This window comes from Gluconobacter sp. (assembly GCF_047723935.1).
Taxonomy (GTDB): domain Bacteria; phylum Pseudomonadota; class Alphaproteobacteria; order Acetobacterales; family Acetobacteraceae; genus Gluconobacter.
Genome location: NZ_JBDOBO010000006.1, coordinates 76395 through 95952 on the forward strand (window position 1 = coordinate 76395; position 19558 = coordinate 95952).

General features: G+C 52.8%; 20 protein-coding genes. 5 read left to right on the forward strand and 15 right to left on the reverse strand.

Annotated elements, in window-relative coordinates:
* Positions 1 to 34: 34 nt before the first annotated feature.
* The 3 genes from ABF979_RS04995 to ABF979_RS05005 form a co-directional block, all read right to left on the reverse strand.
* Positions 35 to 364 carry a hypothetical protein gene (locus ABF979_RS04995; protein WP_215748729.1) on the reverse strand — a complete coding sequence of 110 codons (330 nt, stop codon included), beginning with the start codon at positions 362 to 364 and terminating at the stop codon, positions 35 to 37.
* A 275-nt stretch (positions 365 to 639) separates the two neighbouring features.
* Positions 640 to 846: a cold-shock protein gene (locus ABF979_RS05000; protein ID WP_046899487.1), complete on the reverse strand. Its 207-nt coding sequence runs from the start codon at positions 844 to 846 to the stop codon at positions 640 to 642.
* A gap of 342 nt (positions 847 to 1188) precedes the next feature.
* On the reverse strand, positions 1189 to 1521 hold the full coding sequence (locus ABF979_RS05005; protein WP_215768520.1) for a hypothetical protein: 333 nt from the start codon (positions 1519 to 1521) through the stop codon (positions 1189 to 1191).
* A 228-nt stretch (positions 1522 to 1749) separates the two neighbouring features.
* On the opposite strand from ABF979_RS05005, the gene ABF979_RS05010 reads away from it, so the two are divergent.
* Entirely contained in the window at positions 1750 to 2070 is a 321-nt protein-coding gene (locus ABF979_RS05010) for a hypothetical protein (protein ID WP_415558216.1), read from the forward strand.
* Positions 2071 to 2214: 144 nt separating this feature from the next.
* Here ABF979_RS05010 and ABF979_RS05015 read toward each other — a convergent pair whose 3' ends face one another.
* Positions 2215 to 2745, reverse strand: a complete 531-nt coding sequence (locus tag ABF979_RS05015) for an RcnB family protein (RefSeq protein WP_415558217.1) — start codon at positions 2743 to 2745, stop codon at positions 2215 to 2217.
* A gap of 483 nt (positions 2746 to 3228) precedes the next feature.
* Between ABF979_RS05015 and ABF979_RS05020 the strand changes: the two genes are divergently transcribed.
* Positions 3229 to 3843: a YitT family protein gene (locus ABF979_RS05020; RefSeq protein WP_415558219.1), complete on the forward strand. Its 615-nt coding sequence runs from the start codon at positions 3229 to 3231 to the stop codon at positions 3841 to 3843.
* A 231-nt stretch (positions 3844 to 4074) separates the two neighbouring features.
* Entirely contained in the window at positions 4075 to 6267 is a 2193-nt protein-coding gene (locus ABF979_RS05025) for a TonB-dependent receptor (RefSeq protein ID WP_415558221.1), read from the forward strand.
* 15 nt (positions 6268 to 6282) lie between these two features.
* Here ABF979_RS05025 and ABF979_RS05030 read toward each other — a convergent pair whose 3' ends face one another.
* The 5 genes from ABF979_RS05030 to ABF979_RS05050 form a co-directional block, all read right to left on the reverse strand.
* On the reverse strand, positions 6283 to 6921 hold the full coding sequence (locus tag ABF979_RS05030; RefSeq protein WP_215748723.1) for a TetR family transcriptional regulator: 639 nt from the start codon (positions 6919 to 6921) through the stop codon (positions 6283 to 6285).
* A 57-nt stretch (positions 6922 to 6978) separates the two neighbouring features.
* On the reverse strand, positions 6979 to 8679 hold the full coding sequence (locus tag ABF979_RS05035) for a SulP family inorganic anion transporter (RefSeq protein ID WP_415558242.1): 1701 nt from the start codon (positions 8677 to 8679) through the stop codon (positions 6979 to 6981).
* A gap of 60 nt (positions 8680 to 8739) precedes the next feature.
* Complete coding sequence (gene acs / locus ABF979_RS05040; RefSeq protein ID WP_415558223.1) at positions 8740 to 10638, reverse strand: acetate--CoA ligase; 1899 nt, start codon at positions 10636 to 10638, stop codon at positions 8740 to 8742.
* 141 nt (positions 10639 to 10779) lie between these two features.
* Positions 10780 to 11343 carry a 5' nucleotidase, NT5C type gene (locus ABF979_RS05045; RefSeq protein ID WP_415558225.1) on the reverse strand — a complete coding sequence of 188 codons (564 nt, stop codon included), beginning with the start codon at positions 11341 to 11343 and terminating at the stop codon, positions 10780 to 10782.
* Positions 11344 to 11478: 135 nt separating this feature from the next.
* Complete coding sequence (locus tag ABF979_RS05050) at positions 11479 to 11892, reverse strand: hypothetical protein (protein ID WP_202206749.1); 414 nt, start codon at positions 11890 to 11892, stop codon at positions 11479 to 11481.
* Positions 11893 to 12167: 275 nt separating this feature from the next.
* Here ABF979_RS05050 and ABF979_RS05055 point away from each other — a divergent pair, with 275 nt between their 5' ends.
* Positions 12168 to 13124, forward strand: a complete 957-nt coding sequence (locus tag ABF979_RS05055; RefSeq protein ID WP_415558227.1) for a ribokinase — start codon at positions 12168 to 12170, stop codon at positions 13122 to 13124.
* Between the two features lie 44 nt (positions 13125 to 13168).
* Here ABF979_RS05055 and ABF979_RS05060 read toward each other — a convergent pair whose 3' ends face one another.
* From ABF979_RS05060 to ABF979_RS05075, 4 genes are read right to left on the reverse strand one after another with little or no spacing between them, the layout of a single operon-like run.
* Complete coding sequence (locus ABF979_RS05060; RefSeq protein ID WP_415558229.1) at positions 13169 to 13741, reverse strand: membrane integrity-associated transporter subunit PqiC; 573 nt, start codon at positions 13739 to 13741, stop codon at positions 13169 to 13171.
* Positions 13741 to 14700, reverse strand: coding sequence for an MlaD family protein (locus ABF979_RS05065; RefSeq protein ID WP_215768527.1), 960 nt, complete (start codon positions 14698 to 14700; stop codon positions 13741 to 13743). Before ABF979_RS05065 ends, ABF979_RS05060 begins: the two co-directional genes overlap by 1 nt.
* Entirely contained in the window at positions 14700 to 15473 is a 774-nt protein-coding gene (locus ABF979_RS05070; RefSeq protein ID WP_046899474.1) for an ABC transporter ATP-binding protein, read from the reverse strand. Before ABF979_RS05070 ends, ABF979_RS05065 begins: the two co-directional genes overlap by 1 nt.
* A 3-nt stretch (positions 15474 to 15476) precedes the next feature.
* Positions 15477 to 16637 carry an MlaE family ABC transporter permease gene (locus ABF979_RS05075; RefSeq protein ID WP_371822649.1) on the reverse strand — a complete coding sequence of 387 codons (1161 nt, stop codon included), beginning with the start codon at positions 16635 to 16637 and terminating at the stop codon, positions 15477 to 15479.
* A 177-nt stretch (positions 16638 to 16814) separates the two neighbouring features.
* Between ABF979_RS05075 and ABF979_RS05080 the strand changes: the two genes are divergently transcribed.
* A complete protein-coding gene (locus ABF979_RS05080) occupies positions 16815 to 17717 on the forward strand; it encodes a S1/P1 nuclease (protein WP_415558232.1) in 903 nt (300 codons plus the stop codon).
* A 110-nt stretch (positions 17718 to 17827) separates the two neighbouring features.
* On the opposite strand, the gene ABF979_RS05085 is transcribed toward ABF979_RS05080, so the two are convergent.
* Positions 17828 to 19234: a diguanylate cyclase gene (locus ABF979_RS05085; protein WP_415558234.1), complete on the reverse strand. Its 1407-nt coding sequence runs from the start codon at positions 19232 to 19234 to the stop codon at positions 17828 to 17830.
* A 25-nt stretch (positions 19235 to 19259) separates the two neighbouring features.
* Positions 19260 to 19558, reverse strand: a 299-nt coding sequence (locus ABF979_RS05090; RefSeq protein WP_415558236.1) for a hypothetical protein, incomplete at its 5' end; no start/stop codon positions are given.

A 19558-nucleotide genomic window follows, 5' to 3' on the forward strand; every position in this document is an offset into this window, starting at 1 on the left:
GCATAGCCCCCTCTGTTGATTGTAAAACTCAATGTCAGCGAATGCTGTCGATATGATAGCCATTCGACATTCTATATGTGACGAGAAAATGTTTTCTTGTCTTGTGTGTTTCATACCAGTCATCTGTGAAATAATTACTGATCATTGTTCCGTGCAGGTCGTACGTTATTTTGTAGGATGTTGGTGCACCTAAACCAGCATTGATTTTTTCGATCGCTACAATTTTAGCGATGGTGACGTGCGTGATGGAGTCATCACCGGATACTTTTTGCCATCCGAGCCATCCAAATATTGCTAAGGTCATGACAAGACAGATGGCAAAGAATAAACCCATCCATTCTTTTTTGTGAGCGGATAGAGCCATAGAGAGCCTTCTTCAGGTGAGTAGAGATGCGCGATAGTTAAAGTATATTTGCACATATCTGCTTACACTTCTGATGACACGTAAAATATTTTTTCTGGATTTGTTTTAATGAGCTGCGAGCTGAAACAGTCGATCTGTAGCGGGCAGGTGATGCATCACTGATGCAGCAGAAAACGTGCTTTTAGGGGGGAATGAATTTATGCCTCACCGTTCGGGCATAAAAAAAGCCGCTCCGAAGAGCGGCTTCTCGCACAGACGAGCTGCTGATTAAAGCTTCAAAGAGCCTTAATGCTTACTGCAGACGTCTTGCCGTTACGGCCAGCTTCAAGCTCGTAAGAGACCTGCTGACCTTCGTTGAGGGTGTGGATGCCGGCACGCTCAAGTTCAGAGATATGAACGAACGCGTCCTGACCACCATTGTCCGGCTGAATGAAGCCGAAGCCTTTGGTGGAGTTAAACCATTTTACGGTGCCTGTTGCCATAACGAGGCTCCTTTTTTAACAATAGCGGTCGTGCACAAAACACACACGAAATCATAACTTTTACGGAGAAAGAATGGCGCAACATGCGCCGGTTACCCCAGTAAAAGCACCCGCTAAAAAGACAATGAGGGTATTGTGTTTGAGATGCAAGGGAAAATATCGGGAAAGAGTAAAATAAAATGTTACCCGGAGGGGAGATTACTACCCAAAGGGCAAGTTTATTTGTTGCGATTATAAAAGATAATACATGCTACTTGTATGAATTTTATGCATAAAAAATTTTATTATGTTTGTTTTGTCTCGAATGGTCTGAAAAAAACTGTATGCGCGTAAGAGCGCGGTTTAGTCGATATTCACTCTCCGAACACCGCCCGGAACCTTCGTTTTTGCGTCGCGGTGGACGAAGGGGGCGGAAGCCGTGTTGTAGTCAGGGTTCTCTGCCATCGCCTGAAGCGTGGTATCATCTCTGAGATCAAGAGGTCTTGGGTGACCGTTATTGCTCTTCTGTGCGGAAACCGCGCACACCTGCATTGCATGACTGAAAGGAAGAGGATTGCCCTGCGTGCCGGTCAACATCTGCTCTCGCACACAGTGACTGTCTGTATGACCTGTTAGCCAAGGAGCTGATGAGCAGGCCGAGAGGGAAATAAGGGCAAAAAGAGAGAGATGGCGCATGAGTGAAAGTGTACTACGGGACAATCGGGGTCGCAAAGAAAACTGACGTTTGAAGATATCTTTCTTAATAGCGTCGTTTCAAAGACCGGAAATGTATGCAGTGCATGGGAGGGAAGGGTTCAGCACTTCTTAATCGTTCGTCTCCAGCGAGACTGACAGGTTTCTTTTGAGAAGATTTGAACCTTTGGCGCGATAGGGAATTTAATGTTCACCCTGTAGGAGGCGAACATGTCGATCCTGATCAGTACCCCAATTTCTCAATATGCGTTCCAAATGGACTATCCGGGTACGAAAGATCCATTTCCGGATGGTGATCCGATGGTTGATGACCCATCCGAGGAAGAGGAAACTCCCGAGCCTGATGAATGGCCCGACGTTGAGTTGCCAGAAGCGCCAGGGTCGTCGCCATATCCGCCGTTTGGAAGGAAAACGATTGGTGCAGGTGCAGTAGATTTGCCCAATCCGCGACCGCCATATCCATCAGTGCCGCCTTCACCTCTGCCAATGGATCCGCCACCGCGGGAAGAGCCTCCTCAACCTCTGAACTGAGCAGTGCTCCTCAAGTGTTATTCTCTATGGCTGGACATAGGTTTATTGGGTCTCAGGTTCTCGGTGGGCAGAGCGCGATCATCATTGGATGCCACCTGATAAGAACCCAAGAGGCGCGCCATCTCCGACGCGCCTCGGGCTAAATCAGTATCTAGATCCAGGGTATGGAGCAGGTGCAACCTGAGCTGGACCATATGTTGGGTAAGGTGTGGGGGCTACGACCGCCGGACCGTTCACGTTGCCCATAATGACGTTGGAAATGACCCCTGTTGTGATTGCAGCGAGGAGAAAGCTACCACCGTAGTCAATCCAGCGATATCCTGGAGGAGGGGCATAGAGGCCTGGATATCTGCGCCAACTGTCAACAAATACTCCCCCGCCATTATAACGGTCTCCCGAGCGCCACATACCACGATGCGGACCGGCACCACGGAAACCGTCGCCACCGGGGCCTCTATGACCATTTCCGCCAGGCCCACGTCCTCCGCCACCTGGGCCTCCACGGTCGTGATATCCACCGTCGCCGGGGCCGCCGCGGTCACGACCACCCGGGCCACCTCCGTCGCGATGCCCTCCATCGCCACCCGGGCCTCTCTGAGCGTTCGCTACGGCCGGAGCAATGGCAAGTGCCAACCCCATAAGCAGAGCTACAGATCGTTTAGTCTTGGTGGACATAGAAAACTCCATTCGTAATGCATCATCAAAGGTCTTCTGATGTGGCGAAAATTGGTCGCAATTGTAACAGAGAGACAAAACTGTGGAATTTGGTGTCAGACTTGCCGGGAAATATGTCTTAGCAATGTTTTGATATTGCTTATTCGGTAAGACCGCGGCGCTTCCTTCGCGAACTCCCTGCCATAGAGGAACGTCCATCGGACGCTCTATCCACTTTGTTTCTCGAGGAGGCTGCAGTTTTAGCGTCCGAGAGAGGGCCCAAATCGAGACTCGCGGATTACATAAGAGCATTTCCAAACAAGCAATAAATGCCCGTTGGCCGCAGCTTCAGGCAAGAACGGGAAGTCCGTTTGAAACAATATTTTCCGAAGATGAAAGGGGCTGTGCAGGGCCGAGGGACTGAACTATCTGGGCCTGATTTTCATGGGCCTGATGCAATGCGTCTCAAGGGGCGTGATCATTGAACGACTGGATTTTCTGGATATGACTTCGCCTTATGGTCCTGGGTTGCGTCACTCTCACGCAGAAGACGTCTACGCTTTTTTGATAGGCTGCTCTCTGATTGTTATGGGGCTGATGTGTCTGCACAAGGCTGGGCTTGTGACCGGCGGGGTGGCGGGTATCGCTTTGTTGCTGTCATACATCGTGCCCATGACGCCCGGAAATCTGTTTACGGTCATTAACATACCGTTTCTTCTGTTCGCCGTTCGCGCCATGGGGCCACGTTTCGCACTTAAAACGACAATTGCCAGTTTCGGCATCACCGCGCTCGCGAGCGTTATCCCAAGTGTCATGGAGTTTTCCTATGTCCAGCCTCTGTTCGCCGCCATATTCGGTGGAACAGTGATTGGGATGGGCATTCTTTCTCTGGCACGCCATCAGGCGGGCGTAGGCGGGACGGGCGTTATTACGCTTTGGCTTCAGAAAAGTCGTGGCATCAATGCCGGGCGCGTTCAGATCATGATTGATGCAGCTATTCTGACGCTCTCTGCTTTCTTTTTGCCGTGGGAAAAGGCTGTGCTGTCAGCCGTAAGCGCTTTTGCCATGAGTAGTGTGCTCATGGTGTTCCATCGGCCTGGACGATACATCGGTCATTAGAGGAAAGGCGCGCTTTCGGCTTTTAAAGGCTTGTTGAGGCAAAACTTATCCGACGATCTCAAGACTGAAACTGGGGCTTTGTGATCCAGCGCGCAGGGAACTGTGTTTCTGAAGAGACAGTACCCCTCAAAAAATCGCCCTAGGCTGGAGATCGCGCAAACTCAAATTGTGGCACTGAGTGCCAAAATGTAGAAGGTGCGGAGAATTTAGAACAACGAACAGGATTCAGGCATGAAACTCTCGCGGCTGGCTTTGTACCTTCTGGCTGGATCTGTCATGGGTAATGTTCCCTCTTATGCGGCAGAAACCAAAGAAAAAGCTACTCTGGGAGCGGCCGCGAAGAAGTCTGTACGCGCGTCTGAACCTGAGAATATCACTGTTCATCGTCGTAACGGAAGTGGCACGGCAGCAGAGTATCGCACGAAGGAAGCCTCTCTTGGCCCCCTTGGCACGCGATCCATTCTGGATACGCCGATGTCTGTCATGGTGGTGCCCCATGATGTTCTGGTCAACCAACAGACCAGAAACATCAATGATCTGATTGCATTCGTGCCATCTGCCCAGCTTGAAATGCGCGGTGATCCGAATACCAGTCGGCCGCAGTCCCGTGGGTTTGAGGGCGACGTTATCGCTAACACGCGCATGGATGGCCTCAACATGGTCATCACCACACCTTATGCTGCGGAGCAGTTTGATAGTGTTCAGGTTCTGAATGGTCTGGCTGGTGCGGTGTATGGTCCGCAAAATCCGGCGGGCACATTTGACTTCACATTGAAGCGTCCGACAGACCGGCAGACAGAGCGTTTTGTTGTGGGTGTTGATTCCATTGGCGCCCCCATGGAAAGTCTCGATGTCTCAGGTCGGGTCGGCCACAACAAGTGGTTCTGCTACCGCCTGAACCTGTTGAACCAGAACGGAGAGGGGTACGTCGCAGACTCCCACCTGCGGCGTAACCTGGTGAGCGGTGATTTCGACATTCACCTTTCACCGAAGACAGTCATCCAGATTGATGCCAGCCAATACACTTATGCCCAGCGCGGCTATCCGGGTGGCTTTTCGTACGCAACGACTATTCAGCTACCGGATGCTCCAGATCTTAGCCAGAAGGGATATGGTCAGAAGCAAGCCGGTTACAACATGGAAACCGATACTGCCCTGATGAAGATCATTCATCACTTCAATGATGACTGGAGCCTGAAGCTGGGTGGGATGTGGCAGAATGCTGCCAGAAATGTTTTCAGTACGGGTAACCAGCTGCTGAACTCTGCGGGACTTTACCGTCAGACAATTTCAGCTGCGACGACGGCGAATGATTTCGTGGCAGGAAGCAATACGGCTTATTTGAATGGGTCGTTCCATACGGGCCCACTGAAGCACCAGATTGAGATTGGAACCAACGGTTACGTCATGGGGAACTACAACCCGACGTCATCGACCGGCACTTTGACTCTAGGGCAGGCGACAATCGGTAACCCTCAGAGATTTCCGAGTGCACAGCCTTATTATTCCGGACGTTATAAATCTGCCGATACCATGACGCAGTCCTTGTTGGCCGGGGATACGATTTCTCTGGGCAAGCACTGGTCCATTATGGGAACGCTGGCCTGGAGTTGGCTGAGCACCAATAACTATGGAACGAGTGGCACGAAAACGTCGTCCTACAGCCGTGCCGCTGCCTTTAGCCCGATGACAAGTCTGCTTTATAAGCCGGCGGCCAATCAGACGGCTTATTTCACCTGGGGGCGGTCATTGCAGGCTGGCACTTCGGCGCCGGCAGGTGCTGTGAATGAAAACGAAGTGACAGCTCCTCTGCGTTCAGAAGAGTATGAGGTTGGTTACAAGATTTTGGTGGCCAAGAGACTGCAGCTGAATATTGCCGGCTTTAGAATGTCTCGCCCATTCGCCTATACAGACCCTGTTACGTATGTTTATTCCAATTACGGTGTGCAGCGGAATTACGGCGTTGAATTCCAGGCCTCCGGAAATCTGACGCAGGATCTGAGCATCCTGGGCGGCATGACCTGGCTGGATGCTCAGTTGCTGAACACGGGTGTGGCCAAGACGTCCTACAAGCAGGTTGTTGGCGTGCCGCCTTTGATGGCGAACATGTTGATTGATTATCGACTGCCCTTTCTTAAAGGCGGCGCTGTCAATGCGAACGTGCATTACATGGGGCGCCGGGCGGCCAATGTATACAACACCACGTTTGCTCCGTATTATGTGACGCTGGATCTGGGCGCGCGCTATGCAACGCACGTTTATCATCAGCCTCTCGTGTTCCGCTTCGGCGTCGATAACGTCACGAACCAGAGCTACTGGGCCTCTGTTTATCCCTCGAGCATCAACGGTGGTGGAAGCGCCACAAACTCTGCGGTTGCTGGCCTGCCACGGACGTATCACTTCACGATTGAACTGGATCTCTGAGGCAATAAAGCCCTTTCAGCCAAGGCTAAGAGGGCTGTCTTCCATCCAGAGAAGCGGATGGAACGTGAAGGCACGGCGCAGGATATGTTCCAGATCTGTACGGCCTTCCGTTTTCATCCATTCGTCTACAGCTGTGCGATAAGTTGCAATCGCGGTCCGTGCAATCAGGCGGGCTGCCAGTGATGGCATATCTGTGGGGGGGAGGCGGTCCATGAGGGCTTTGGCAAGCGCCTCTTCCCATTCCTCATATTTCTGCAGACTGACACTCCGAAGTGCGGGTTCGTGCTCAAGGAGTTGTACGAGCGCGTAGGCGTATTCCCGATTGGCAGTGATCCGTCGAACAACCGGAAGAAGGGCCAGAAGGACCATATCCTGCAGGGAGGCATCCGGACTGGCAGACGCGATCGCGTCATTAAACGCCTCCGTCATGTCGCTGGTCCAGGCGAGAATGATATCACCTTTGCCCGAAAAGTATCGGAACAGCGTTCTACGGGAGACATTGGCGGCTTCGGCAATTTGCTCGACGGACGTTTCTTCGTATCCTTGAGTAGAAAACAGCCGAAGTGCCTCCCACGCTAGGGCCGTCGCGGTGCGATCCTTTTTACTCTGCCGTCTGCCGAGATCTTTTTTCTTGTCCTGTTCGCCATCCATCATGGTCCGACGGTCTTCCAGTAAGCGGGGAATATCATCTTGGTGTCGTCCAGAAGGTCATCATGATGGCGTGTGTGGGGGAGCCGTAATGCTCGTTGTGTGGTCTGTTGGCTCTGTATAACGCTTGGCGGCGGCAAGGGCAGTGTGAAGTTCTTCAAAAATATTTTCCGGACCGATTGCGGCTATCAAATGATGCCGGTTCATATCTGCCCTGAGATCCTGGCTTACACGTCCAAAAATCATCGTCACCTGCCTCTGTTTCAGTGTTGCGAGTAACAGACGCAGATCGTTGGCTGCCGAATAATCAATATCCGTGATGGGGCTGCATTCAATGAGAATGCAGTGAACGGGGTGAGGGGCATCGCTAAGCAACGTCAGGATGTCTCGGTTGAAGCGAGTAGAGTTGGCGTAAAACAGGTCAGCACAAAAGCGGAAGATAATGAGTCCAGGCTCACTCTCCAGGCCCCCGCGGGCTGGAACGGCTTCCAGTGTGCCCTGAGGAGTAAAGGGCTGAAGAACTGCCGTGTGAGGATCGTAACTGTGGCGCACATGACGAAACAGCGACAGGGCGATGGCTGTCAGAACGCCTTGTTCTACTCCGGCGCCAACAACGACTGCCGCCGTCACAAGTGCAAGCCAGAACTCTCCAGGGCTTTCCTGACGGATTGAGAGCAGTGCGCGGATTTCGATCATTCCCAGCGCGACAGTGAAGACCATCGCGGCGAGTACGCATTGTGGAAGGTATTGCAAAGGCGTGGTGAGGAAAAGGAGCACGATCAGGGTGGAAAGAGAAAAGACCACTTGTGCCAACTGACTCCGGGCACCTGCTCGCACTGCCATAGCTGTCTGGGTTGGGCTGCCGTTAACCGTGAAAGTACCACTGAATGCTGCAATTATGTTGGCAGCTGCCAATCCCGTCAGATCCCTGTTCTCATTCAGTTCTTCGTCGAACTGTGTTGCGTACACGCGGGATGTCGCAGCGCTTTGGGTGATGATGACGAAGACGCATGAGGCTGCCACTGGAAAAAGCGCAAGCAGTTCATTCCAGCTGATAATGGGTATTTGGAAGGTCGGCAGTCCGCTTTGGATAGGGCCAAGCGTCGAGAGATTCCGCGTCAGGAATGGGACTGTTCTGTCTGCCAGAATAGCGCCAACGACAGCCAGTAATGCGGCAGGGCATCGTGGGAAAAACCGGTTTAGAAGGAGCAAGCCGCCTACGGTGGCACCGGCGGTAAGGGTGGATGTCAGGTTGAGATGAGTGGCCCGGGTAAAAGTTTCGACCGCCTGCATCGCGGGGTTATGCGATGTCGTCTGGATGCCGAGCATGTCGTGGAACATGGAAATGGCGATCTGGATGCCGACCCCTGTCATGAAGCCAACAAGGACTGTTCGAGAAAGAAAGTCTGCCAAAAAACCGAGGCGAAACAATCTGGCGGCCAGAAGCAGCATCCCGGCAAGGAGCGCGGTAGCGCTGACTAAAGCCATGTAGTGCGCGCTTCCTGGTGTAGCCATGGCTGTAACGGCGCCAGAGAGAATGGCCGCAGTGGCGGAATCTGCCGCTACAAGAAGATGTCTGGAAGAGCCGAAGGCGGCAAAGCCCACCAGAGGCAGAAGAACTGTATAAAGCCCGGTGACGGATGGCATAGCCGCAATGCGGGCATAACCAAGGACCTGCGGGATGTTTGTAAAAGCGAGCGAAAGCCCTGCCAGAACATCGGTTCGCCATGATGGGGGAAGCTTTCGGCGCCAGGGAAGCTCCATCACATTAATCTCGCAGGAGAACGACCAGCTTGTGTTGGAAAAACTGGTCGTGCCGGTTGGTTAGCCCTGAACAATAGCGATCAGAACTTCCACAATTTCTGGATCAGCCAAGGTAGAGAGGTCTCCAAGACCATCAGTCTCGCCGCAGGCAATTTTGCGCATAAGGCGTCTGACATTTTTGCCAGAGCGCGTCTTCGGAAGATCAGGGACGATATATACTTTTTCTGGTACTGCATAACGCCCGACTTTCGCGGCTATGGCACGAACGGCAAGCATTTCCAAATCGGGATGGGACGGATCACGGGCCACAGCATATACGACGATGCCCTGACCTTTCAGGTCATGTGGAATACCAATCGCGGCACTTTCAACAAGCGCATGTTCTGCAGCCAGTGCGTCTTCAATTTCGGCAGAGCCGATGCGATGCCCAGAAACATTGATGACGTCATCAACCCGGCCGGTGATCCAGTAATAGCCGTCTTCGTCACGTCTTGCGCCATCACCCGTAAAATAATGGCCGGGGTAGGGGCGAAGATACGTTGTTTCAAAGAGCGCATCGTCGTTCCAGATGGTCAGTGCCCGACCCGGCCATGATCCATCAAGGCAGAGCACACCTTCTGTTGCGCCATCCAGGGGATGTCCCTTGTCGTCAACCAGGATGGGATTTACGCCCGGAAGTGGGAGTGTTGCAGACGCTGGCTTTTCTTTGACAGCGCCTGGAACGGGCGAAATCAGGATGCCACCGCTTTCAGTCTGCCACCAGGTATCGACGAAGGCACAACGCCCACCACCAATGACATCATCGAACCAGGACCATGCCTCCTGACTGATCGGCTCACCGACAGTTCCCAGCACGCGCAACGATGTCAGGTCGTACTCGCGGGGAACATCGTTTCCTTCGCGCATCAGGGCACGAATAGCGGTGGGAGATGTATAGAATGTGGTGACTTTATGGGTCTGAATAACATCCCACCAGCGACCGGGCTTCGGATGAGACGGCATGCCCTCGAACAGGAGAACGGTGCCGCCGTTCGAGAGCGGGCCATAAACTACGTAGGTATGACCGGTAATCCAGCCGATATCGGCCGTGCACCAGAACACATCACCAGCCTGATGATCAAAGACGAGTTCGTGTGTGTAGGAGGCCCAGGTCAGGTATCCGCCTGTTCCGTGGACAATGCCTTTTGGTTTGCCTGTGCTCCCGGACGTGTAGAGTAGAAACAGCGGGTCCGTAGAGGCCATCGTTTCAATTGGGCAGGACGCCGAAGCCGATGTCAGCAATGGATTGAGCATGTCATCACGGCCTGCCTGCATTGGAACGGGCTCGTCTGTGACACTAACAACCAGAACATGCCTCACCGACAAGCTGTCAGGACGCAGGCTCAGAGCAGAGTCCATTGTCGTCTTGAAAGGAATGCGTTTCGCGCCACGCCGCCCGACATTGGCCGTTATCACCAAACTGGCGCCACTGTCGGCCAACCGGTCTGCAATAGCCTCAGGCGAGAAGCCCCCGAACAGCACGACATGGATGGCACCCAGCCGTGCGCAGGCCAGCATGCTCACCACGCCTTCGATCACTGTTGGCAGGTGAACTGCAACGCGATCACCCCGACGAATACCGTGATCACGCAGAACATTCGCCAGACGGCATACGCGTTCATGCAGGTCACGATATGTGAGGCGGATGATGTGCTGCGCTTCTTCTGCCTGCCAGATCAAAGCTGTCTGATCTGCACGGGTATTGAGGTGCCGATCCAGACAATTGACCCTGGCGTTCAGCGTTCCATCTGAAAACCATCCCGTCCCAGTGTCCTGCGCGCTGGATGGTGCTTGAATCCAGTCCAGCCTTTTTCCCTGATTCTGCCAGTATGCTTCTGGATTTGCTTGGGCGGCATCCGTTAGCGCGCGATAATCTTCAGGGGAGAGGAGAAACGCACCAGCGCGATAAGGGGTGGACATAAACGGAATGTGCTCACTGACCAGAAGCTGAAAAAAATAGGGTGAAAACCTGTATCTTAAACAGAACCACAAATCCAAAAGCAAAAAAGCCTGTTAGCTTACAATGCTGTAATTTCTGGCCGTGAGGCTGGGAGCGAGCGTTTATGGAGCGTCTGTTTCGGGATGCATTTGCATCAGATAGGAAACGGCATCTTTCCAGTTGGCGACCCGCGGCGACCATTCCACATTCAGATTATGAGGAGCAGAAAACAGGATGCCCTGTCCTCTGAAATTCTGAAAATTCCGCACATTATCGTCGATGAGAAAATCGGCAGCAAGAATGCTTTTGTGCCCACAGAAGACGATGTTCAGAGTGGGAATGAAGGGAAAGTTTTTCTGTAGCCACTGGAATTTGGGCGCGCAGGAGGCTGGATATTCCATTGCTGCGGTCGTGATGAAAATGTCGAAATACTGGCTCAGAAATTCCAGTGCATTCTGTGCGCCGGGCATAACGTCAAGGTCACCGAAGAAGTGTCCGTCATGCAGCAGTGCCTGCATTCCCGCAGCATGTTCCGGAGTGGCCAAGTCGCCTAAATGGCGTCCTCTTAGTTCGTTTTCTGTCCACTGATAGCCGTGGACATCCTTGTACCAAAGACGTTGAGCAGTAAGTGCGTCTGCAATGACTTCATCCATATCGACAGCGAGACGGGGGCGAAGGTTTTTCACGATACAGGGACTCCTGAACAGAGTACGGAGAGCGAAGTCTCTTCTGTCCAGGAGGGGAGGGCAAGCCGCAGGGCGCAACCGATTACAAAAAATGAAGGAGGCTGCGCTATGCTCTGTAATAAGGTTGAGTAAGGATCAGCTGATGCGCCGACCTTCGTTCAGGCCGTAAAATACAAAGTGCATCAGAAGGTCATCTTCGTATTCCAACAGATCCGGATTGGCAGCGCGATACTTTTCAGGGTCAAAAAAGCGGTTGGGCTTTCTACCTTCCCGATAACCTGCTTCCCGGTAATGCGTTGCCGGGTCAAGGCCTGAAGCTGCCACATCCGGGTACTCACGCATGTACCATGTCTTATCAAAGGCACAGACCATGTCAGGGAGGAACGGTCCACTCGTGGGAACCTCTGCGGAAGCGACAGGCTCTACATCAACATATGAAGCTTCGATAACGGTTTCTGGAGTGGGCAGAGCCGCTTTTTTGCTTCGAGACGCCGCTGCGGCTTTTTTCGTGGCTGTGCGAGAGGAGGTCTGTCGATTGGCAGAGGACATAATTAGACTTACCCTGTCGGTTGAAACGTTTCTGGCGCGGCTGTGGAAACCTTGAAAAAAAAGCTGCTACGTCTCCATCGGCTCAGGAAATCCTAGCTTAGTAATGAAACTATTAATATGGGAAATTCATCTTCCTTTAGGAAAAAAATAACCATAGGCGATACGATCCATATGTCGGTTATCGCTTGGCTGGAGAGGCAAATTCTTTACGGCTACTGACGGCGTTGCAAGCCTAATGCTAAGAAATTTTTCCCAATTTTACCGAGATCAAACCTATGCCAACGACGAAATCCCTGATCCTGTCATTTGGAAGCATCAATATTGATGTAACCGCTCGGGCTACCCGTTTACCTCGACCTGGGGAGACTGTGCATGGCGAAAGCTACGCTGTCATGCTTGGCGGTAAAGGCAGTAATCAGGCTGCGGCAGCAGGGCGCTTGGCCGCTGGCTCTGAGGTGCGGGTCGCTCTGGCGGGACGCATAGGGCAGGACGGTTTTGGTGCACAGGCGCGTCAGGAACTGGAGCGCTTTGGAGTGGATCTTTCTCCACTCCGAGAAGATGTTTCTCACGCCACCGGAATTGCGTTGATCGGGATTGATGGGAGCGGAGAAAACTGCATCACTGTGGTTGGTGGCGCGAACATGGCGGTAGATGAAACCGACGTTGAAGCGGCATCGAAATGGCTCGAGCGGGCAGCCGTAGTTCTCTTGCAACTTGAAGTGCCTCAGAAGGCGGTTTTAGCTGCCGCGTGTAAGGCGCGGGCTAGGGGAGCACTGGTTGTGCTGGACCCGGCACCAGCGCCGGAGCACGGTCTTCTGGAAGCACTCTGGCATGAAATCGATGTTATTACGCCAAACGAAAGTGAAACCTTCCAATTAACAGGTATCCGTCCTGAAACGGTAGAAGACGCGGCAAAGGCAGCGAACTTACTTTTGGCAAAAGGCGTAAAAGCCGTCCTCGTCAAAATGGGAAGCCGTGGCGTGTTTTGGCATGATGGAACACGTAGCGGCCATAGTGCGCCATTTCGCATCCAGCCTGTTGATACTGTGGCAGCCGGAGACTGTTTCAACGCCGGGCTGGCGTTCGCTTTAGCGCAGGGGAAGCCTCTTTCCGAGGCTGTCCGCGTTGCGTCTGCCTGTGGGGCGCTGGCAACGACGCGTCATGGTGCTGCTGATGCTGCACCCGAATGGGAGGCGGTGGCTGCGTTGATGAATGCACAGCCAGAGGCATGAACTGAAATAGGAAGGTCTGTTTCAGGCCTTCCTGTTCAACATTTTTACATAACTGGAGCAGAGGTTCCGATTTTTACAGCTAACTGATTAACGAGTTCACGTGTCAGTGCTGCGGTTCCATCATCGGTAGCCACCGATCCCTGGGCACCGAAGCTGGCGCGTTGGCGCACAACAGGGTGGTGTTCGTCAGTTGGAACAAAGGACCAGTCAGCCTCCAACGTTCCTTGACCTGACTTCGTAATATCCAGACGGCTGATCGTGATGACCAGCCGGGCTTGCGGTGACCCTGCGGAAGGGTGTGTCGTTACGAAAACTGAAGGCCAGCTGCGAGACAACTGCGCCGTCACGAGATCTGTAACGCCCCTGGACAGGCGGCTGGCCCATCGTCCATTCGCGCTCCGGTTCAGTAAATCTTCATCCCGGACAAGAATATCCTGGCTATCGAGATAATCAGGAATAATGACGGGGTCGACGGCCAATATACTCTCTGGTGCCGTGCTGGCGGGCAGATTGCTCCCGATGGCAGGGGCTCCCAGAGTGTAAAAACGCACTGGTGGGGACGAGCAACTGCTGAGCAGCAGACCAACGAGGGCTAGGGAAGCGAAAGGTAGTCTCATCAGTGGCGTCCCGTCAGGAGGAGTTGCGGATTGCGTTCTACGTCGTTTGCGAACCCTCGCAGAGCAGAGGCTGCCGCAGCGATATCGCGCAGGCTGGCTTCCAGATTGGCTCGGTCTGTCGATCGTGGAGATGTAATGCTCTGAATATTATTCAGGCTTTCCCCGGCCTTCTGGATGGTTTGGTTACTGCTTAACAGCAGAGCCTGGAGTTCCTTCCCACGCGCAGTCAGTTGGTCGGAGCCAGCATCTGCAAGTCGGTTCAGACTGTTGAGAGTATGTTCCAGCTCGGGTTGAAGATGCGTGACGAGGTCTTTGCTTGCATCAATCATGTCCCGACTGTGATCGGATGTTGCACGGATGCTTTCGATCAGTGCAGGCATGTCTCTGTCCAGTTTGTCGGAAAGCTCCCGGACGGCTGCAAGGGTGGCATTGGCATTGTCGCCAAGTTGCTTGAAGGGCAGATTTTGCAGAGTTTGTGTCATCGCCTGAATGGACGACTGCTTTGTCGGAATTTCCGTAACTGTCGCAATGTCAGGATGCAGAGCGGCTGGCGTGTCAGGTGCAAAATCCAGATCAATTTCGGAAGAGCCGGTGACGAAACTTTTGAGATTCATTTCCCCTCGCAGGCCCTGTGACACCAGATCCCGGATTGTTGGGAAGTGATGAGCGCTGCTGTTGGTGAGGGTAATATTGTCTGGCCGCATCGTGATGTAGACAGGGATGTAAGCGTCTCTTGTCTGTGGGTTATATTCGATCACGACCTTGTCCACCGCTCCAACCTGCACACCACGGAAAGTGACTGGCGCACCCACGGATAGGCCGGAAGATGCTCCATGGAAAATAAGGACGGCCTTTTCCATGCGGGTGAAGGGATGGAAGTTACCGAACAGCACGAAGGCTGCCACGCCAAGGCCGATCCCACCAACAACAAAGGCGCCTACGAGAGCCTGCTTGTTCATCAATTGCGTCCTTCTTCGTTGCGTTCCCGATGCATGAAAGCATGGACCTGAGGTTCGTCGCAGTGGTCGCGCAGGTCCCTTGGAGAGCCGTGTGCGATGGGGATTTTGCTTTTTGCGTCCAGGAATATTCCGTCATCGGCGATGTGGAATAGACTGGAGAGTTCATGGCTGACGATAACGACGGTCGCACCGAGACCATCTCGGAGATTGAGGATCAGGTCATCCAGACGAGCTGAAGTGATTGGGTCCAGACCCGCAGAGGGCTCGTCAAAAAACAGGATATCCGGATCCAATGCGATGGCCCGCGCAAGACCAGCACGCTTTCGCATACCACCACTGATTTCTGACGGAGACATGTCGATCGCGGGCAGAAGACCTACAAATCCCAATTTGAGTTCTACGAGCCGCCGGATGACATCTGGCTTAAGGTCCGTGAACATCTGAAGGGGAAGAGCGACATTCTCCCCGAGAGTCATGGAACTCCACAAAGCGCCGCTTTGGAAAAGAACGCCGAACCTGTGATTGAGCTCTGTTCGTTCTGCTTCAGTGCCAGACCAGTAATCTTCACCATCGACCTGATATTCGCCAGCGGTTGGGCGGAGCAGGCCAATCATGCTTTTCAGAAGTGTACTCTTGCCGCAGCCAGAGCCGCCCATGACGGCAAAAATGCTGCCCTTTTTCACTTCAAGTGAGATGTTCTTCTGAATAACCTTCGGTCCAAATGCGAGAGTGACATCCTGCATCGAAAGAACAGTTTTTCGGGTATCGGTCATGCGTCAGATTCCCAGCACATCGGCAATAACGGCAAAAATGGCGTCAATCGCAATGACCCCGACAATTCCCACCACAACAGCCCGGGTAGCCGCGATGCCGACATCAGCGGCTGATCGTCCAGCCTTCAAACCAATCCGGCAACTAGTGAGGCCGATGAAAGCACCGAAGACAATGCTTTTTACAAAGGCGAAAATGAACTGACCGATACCGAAGGAGGTGATTGTCTGATGGAAATAGCCAGCAGCCGTAATATCGAGCATGGAAATTGCGACCACGAACCCTCCCAGCATGCCGATCAGGCAGCCGTAGAGGTAGAGAAATGGCATCGTGATAACGAGCGATAGAACTGCCGGAAGTATCAGGTAAGTGGATGTTGGGATGCCGAAAACGTTGAGGGCATCAATTTCCTCATTGCCCTGCATGGTGGAAATACGAGCTGCGTATGCGCCGCCCGTTCGTCCGGCCATGATGATTGCGGTCATGACAGCGGCCATTTCGCGAACCATAGCGATGCCAACAAGGCTTGCGACGTAAATACCAGCAGCAAATTTCTGAAGCTCGACTGCACCAACAAAAGCCAGAATGGCGCCAATCAAAAAATTGACGATACCGACGATTATTAATGCCTGAGGACCGGCATTGGCCGTATCGCTCAGAAGATCTGAAAGTCGCATCCGACTTCGCCCTGTCAGGGCCTGAAGACCTCCGCGAAGTGTCATGCCGCCCAAACTTGCAACAGTGCCAATTTCAGTGAGACTGCTGATTGTGTGGCCTCCGATCCGTTCAAGAACGGGAATACGCTTGGCTGCTGCTGGAGGAGGGCCATCAGCGGCGTCTGGTAAGAGCGCGAGAAGCTGCCTTACAGGGGGCGGCAGGCTTTGAGCGTCCAGAGTAATGTGTTTGTCGTGCCCACTACGTTTGATGTCCCAAAGAAACGCGATGAGACCTGTGTCCCAGTCGGTGATGGGAGACATATCAAAGGTGAGGGTGCTGTCATTGGGGACTGTAGACAGTCCGTCTTTCGGAAACTGAGGAATATTTCCTGTTCGTGCCAGCCACGCGCCCTTGAGTGTCAGAAGAGGGGCATTCTCTTCCGATGTAAGGCTCCATTGAGGAGTTTGAGAGGGGTCTAACGGGGCAGGTGGCTTTTGCAATTGCGTCACGCCATTTCAGTCATTTTAGTCCTCATCCTCTCTACGAGGTCAGAAGCCAAGAGGAAAGGGGTAGGCCGAACCGTTCGGTCATTTTAATGCAACAAGTGTATCAAGAGATTCACTTGTGAGCAGTTTGGAAGGGTGAGAAAAGCAATCAGACTTCATAACGTCCGAGATGGTTTTGCTATGCGCACCTGGCTCCTTTCTGTCCCTTTGTTCTGTGCTGTTACGATAAGCACGGCTTCGCAGGCACTTGCCTGGGGGCCTTATGGGCATGCGATTGTCGCTGATATCGCTCAGGATCGCCTGACCCCAGCGGCCGCCAAAGCGGCGACCGCGCTTCTGGCTCTGGAAGGTCATCAAACGCTGGATCAGGTTGCGTCATGGCCAGATACGATTGGACATGTTCCCAAAAAGAAGGGCGGCGCACCCGAGACGCTGCTCTGGCATTACGTTGATACGGATGTTTCTCAGCCGGCGTACGATCAGGCGCGCGATTGTGCGGACGGCAATTGCGTTGTCGAGAAACTGCCAGAGATGGAAAAAGTCCTCGCTGATCACACGGTGTCCCCGCAGCGTCGACTCTATGCGTTAAAGTGGGTTGTGCATCTGGTTGGTGACTTGCATCAGCCTCTGCATGCTGCCGAGCGTGATCATGATAAAGGCGGGAATGCTATCCGGCTGTCATATTTTGGGGATACTGCAAACGGCCATATGAATCTTCATGCCCTCTGGGATGAAGGCGTCCTGGATCGCCAAGCTAATTTGGTTGTCGGGCCTCATTATTCCATCGATTTTGGTCATGCTCGCGAGGAAGCCACTCGGCTCGGTGCCACGATCACACCTGATGAGACAACATATTGGGTGGCTGATCTTTCCGGTGGCGATGTTCATCATGCCGTTATTGATTGGGCTGACGAAAGCCACTCTTTGGCACGGTCTGTCGCCTACGGTGCTCTTCCACAGGTCAAAGGGGCGGATATCAAGGAAGCCTATACGGCTATCGCCTGGCCGATCATCCAGCTTCGGTTGCAGCAAGCAGGTGTTCGTCTTGCTGCGATCCTGAATACAGCAATGAGCGATCAGTAAGTTTTCAGGTCCATCTCCAACGCAGTATTCTGCGTCTGATGAGAGAACCCCCTTATCTGAATTTGTTCTTACACGACTTTAGATAAGGGGTTTTTCTTAAAAATATAAAATTACTGAAGCTGAGGGAGGGTTGCTAACGCCTCCGTAGCAATAACGCTTCGATTTCTTCCTTCGGCCTTGGCATAATATAGAGCCCGATCAGCATCCTCGATGAGGTGTGTATAATCAGGGTGCCCATCAAATGTGGCAACGCCGATCGAAACAGTGACGGAAAATGAGGAGCCGGTTGGCTGGGTTAATATGTGCGTGACGTTCTCACGAATATGCTCAGCAACCTGAAAAGCTCTTTTTGTATCTGTCTCAACTAAAGCGATCAGAAACTCTTCTCCGCCATATCGGAAAATAAAATCGCTTGTCCGACAGGATGAGATTAATTTTTCGGCCACGCTTCTTAAAACAGCGTCTCCACCAGTATGGCCGTAACGATCATTAATTGATTTAAAGTGGTCAATGTCGATCATGAGAATGCTGAATGGAACCTCTCGGCGCATAGATTGAGCCACTTCTCGCGCCATGATCGTTGGTAGAAAGCGCCTGTTGAGGGTTGAGGTTAAAGGATCGCGTCCGCTCTCAAGCGCCTCACTCTCTTTGAAGAGGTCATCCATAAGAAAACGGATTTCTTCTATCTGGGCCTGTAGTTCGTGAATGCGAGCTGTGTCTGGGGGGACCTGAGCAGAAAGAGCTGGAATAAGGACCCGATCGATGCGGCGCATTGAGGTGCGAATATGCTCGATACCCATTGTATTCGGGAACAGCAAACTTCCCTTGTGATTGAGCCAAAGCCCAAATCCTGAACTTTCCAGGGAGGGGAGGGGAGGGGGAGTGTTGCAGCAAATGGCGAGTAAAATCTTGTGCCCCCAGTCAAGGAGTGCTGCACGTTGAACCTCTCGTTCAAGAGTGACGTCCTGCCCGAGTGTAACAAGCCGGTACGCTTCGTCTGTCTCAATTTCTTTCTGTAGATCTCTTACGAATTCTCGGCTCATCATTTCGATAGCCAGATCCATCATGTTCTCGATGTAATCGATGGCTGTCGATAGATCCGCGGGCGTGAGGAAAATTTCGAAAAGCAGTTTTCTCAGGGTGTTTTTAAGAAGGCGGGCTCCATGCATGACGACATGCATCGGGACGCGCATCCTGGCGTGAACCAGTCCAATCCGACGCTGCGTCGCTACAAGCTGTGCAAGGTCGGGCGCTGTAAATGAAAAGAGAGATTGCAGCCATCTCAGCAAAGCGGAATGAAGGTGGTCGTTAACAATCTGGTTGGAGAGAAAAGGTGTGGCTTCTGGATGCGTCAGGAGCGTCGAATAGAAGACTTCTACACTCTCGGCAGCATGTTTCTCGACCATATCAGCGACGGCTGAACGGATAGCGGGGTCAATGGCATCTATAATGAGCTGCCACTCCACTTCATCTGGTGAAAGTTGTTGGCTGTTTGAGAGAAGTGCATCAACCGTCATCAGAAACTCCAGAAACGAGAACGGCTCACAAAATGTGTGTGGCGTGCCGCACGCCATATGATGATCCACTATAAGCGTTAAATTCAGGTGAGTAACGTCGTGGAAGGTATGACGGACTAATGCGGCTCCAGACGGCCGAGATCAGAAGCCTGTTTTTCACCGATTTGCAGGATATGAGCGATGGCGCGGTGGGCAGGATGGCACTCTTAGAAAATGGCTTCACCAAGTTTTTTGATTTTTCTATGATTTTTTGATTGACGGTGTGTGTAGGTGGCCGTATAAGCCCGTTCACCGACGCGGCGGGGCCTTCTTCGAGGGTCTGGC

Coding starts and splice junctions, on each gene's coding strand:
- ABF979_RS05065 (WP_215768527.1), bottom strand. CDS start 14,700: ATGAACAAGCAGGCTCTCGTAGGCGCCTTTGTTGTTGGTGGGATCGGC.
- ABF979_RS05020 (WP_415558219.1), top strand. CDS start 3,229: ATGACTTCGCCTTATGGTCCTGGGTTGCGTCACTCTCACGCAGAAGAC.
- ABF979_RS05015 (WP_415558217.1), bottom strand. CDS start 2,745: ATGTCCACCAAGACTAAACGATCTGTAGCTCTGCTTATGGGGTTGGCA.
- ABF979_RS05050 (WP_202206749.1), bottom strand. CDS start 11,892: ATGTCCTCTGCCAATCGACAGACCTCCTCTCGCACAGCCACGAAAAAA.
- ABF979_RS05025 (WP_415558221.1), top strand. CDS start 4,075: ATGAAACTCTCGCGGCTGGCTTTGTACCTTCTGGCTGGATCTGTCATG.
- ABF979_RS04995 (WP_215748729.1), bottom strand. CDS start 364: ATGGCTCTATCCGCTCACAAAAAAGAATGGATGGGTTTATTCTTTGCC.
- ABF979_RS05060 (WP_415558229.1), bottom strand. CDS start 13,741: ATGAGACTACCTTTCGCTTCCCTAGCCCTCGTTGGTCTGCTGCTCAGC.
- ABF979_RS05080 (WP_415558232.1), top strand. CDS start 16,815: ATGCGCACCTGGCTCCTTTCTGTCCCTTTGTTCTGTGCTGTTACGATA.
- ABF979_RS05070 (WP_046899474.1), bottom strand. CDS start 15,473: ATGACCGATACCCGAAAAACTGTTCTTTCGATGCAGGATGTCACTCTC.
- ABF979_RS05055 (WP_415558227.1), top strand. CDS start 12,168: ATGCCAACGACGAAATCCCTGATCCTGTCATTTGGAAGCATCAATATT.
- ABF979_RS05030 (WP_215748723.1), bottom strand. CDS start 6,921: ATGATGGATGGCGAACAGGACAAGAAAAAAGATCTCGGCAGACGGCAG.
- ABF979_RS05085 (WP_415558234.1), bottom strand. CDS start 19,234: ATGACGGTTGATGCACTTCTCTCAAACAGCCAACAACTTTCACCAGAT.
- ABF979_RS05000 (WP_046899487.1), bottom strand. CDS start 846: ATGGCAACAGGCACCGTAAAATGGTTTAACTCCACCAAAGGCTTCGGC.
- ABF979_RS05010 (WP_415558216.1), top strand. CDS start 1,750: ATGTCGATCCTGATCAGTACCCCAATTTCTCAATATGCGTTCCAAATG.
- ABF979_RS05035 (WP_415558242.1), bottom strand. CDS start 8,679: ATGGAGCTTCCCTGGCGCCGAAAGCTTCCCCCATCATGGCGAACCGAT.
- ABF979_RS05005 (WP_215768520.1), bottom strand. CDS start 1,521: ATGCGCCATCTCTCTCTTTTTGCCCTTATTTCCCTCTCGGCCTGCTCA.
- acs (WP_415558223.1), bottom strand. CDS start 10,638: ATGTCCACCCCTTATCGCGCTGGTGCGTTTCTCCTCTCCCCTGAAGAT.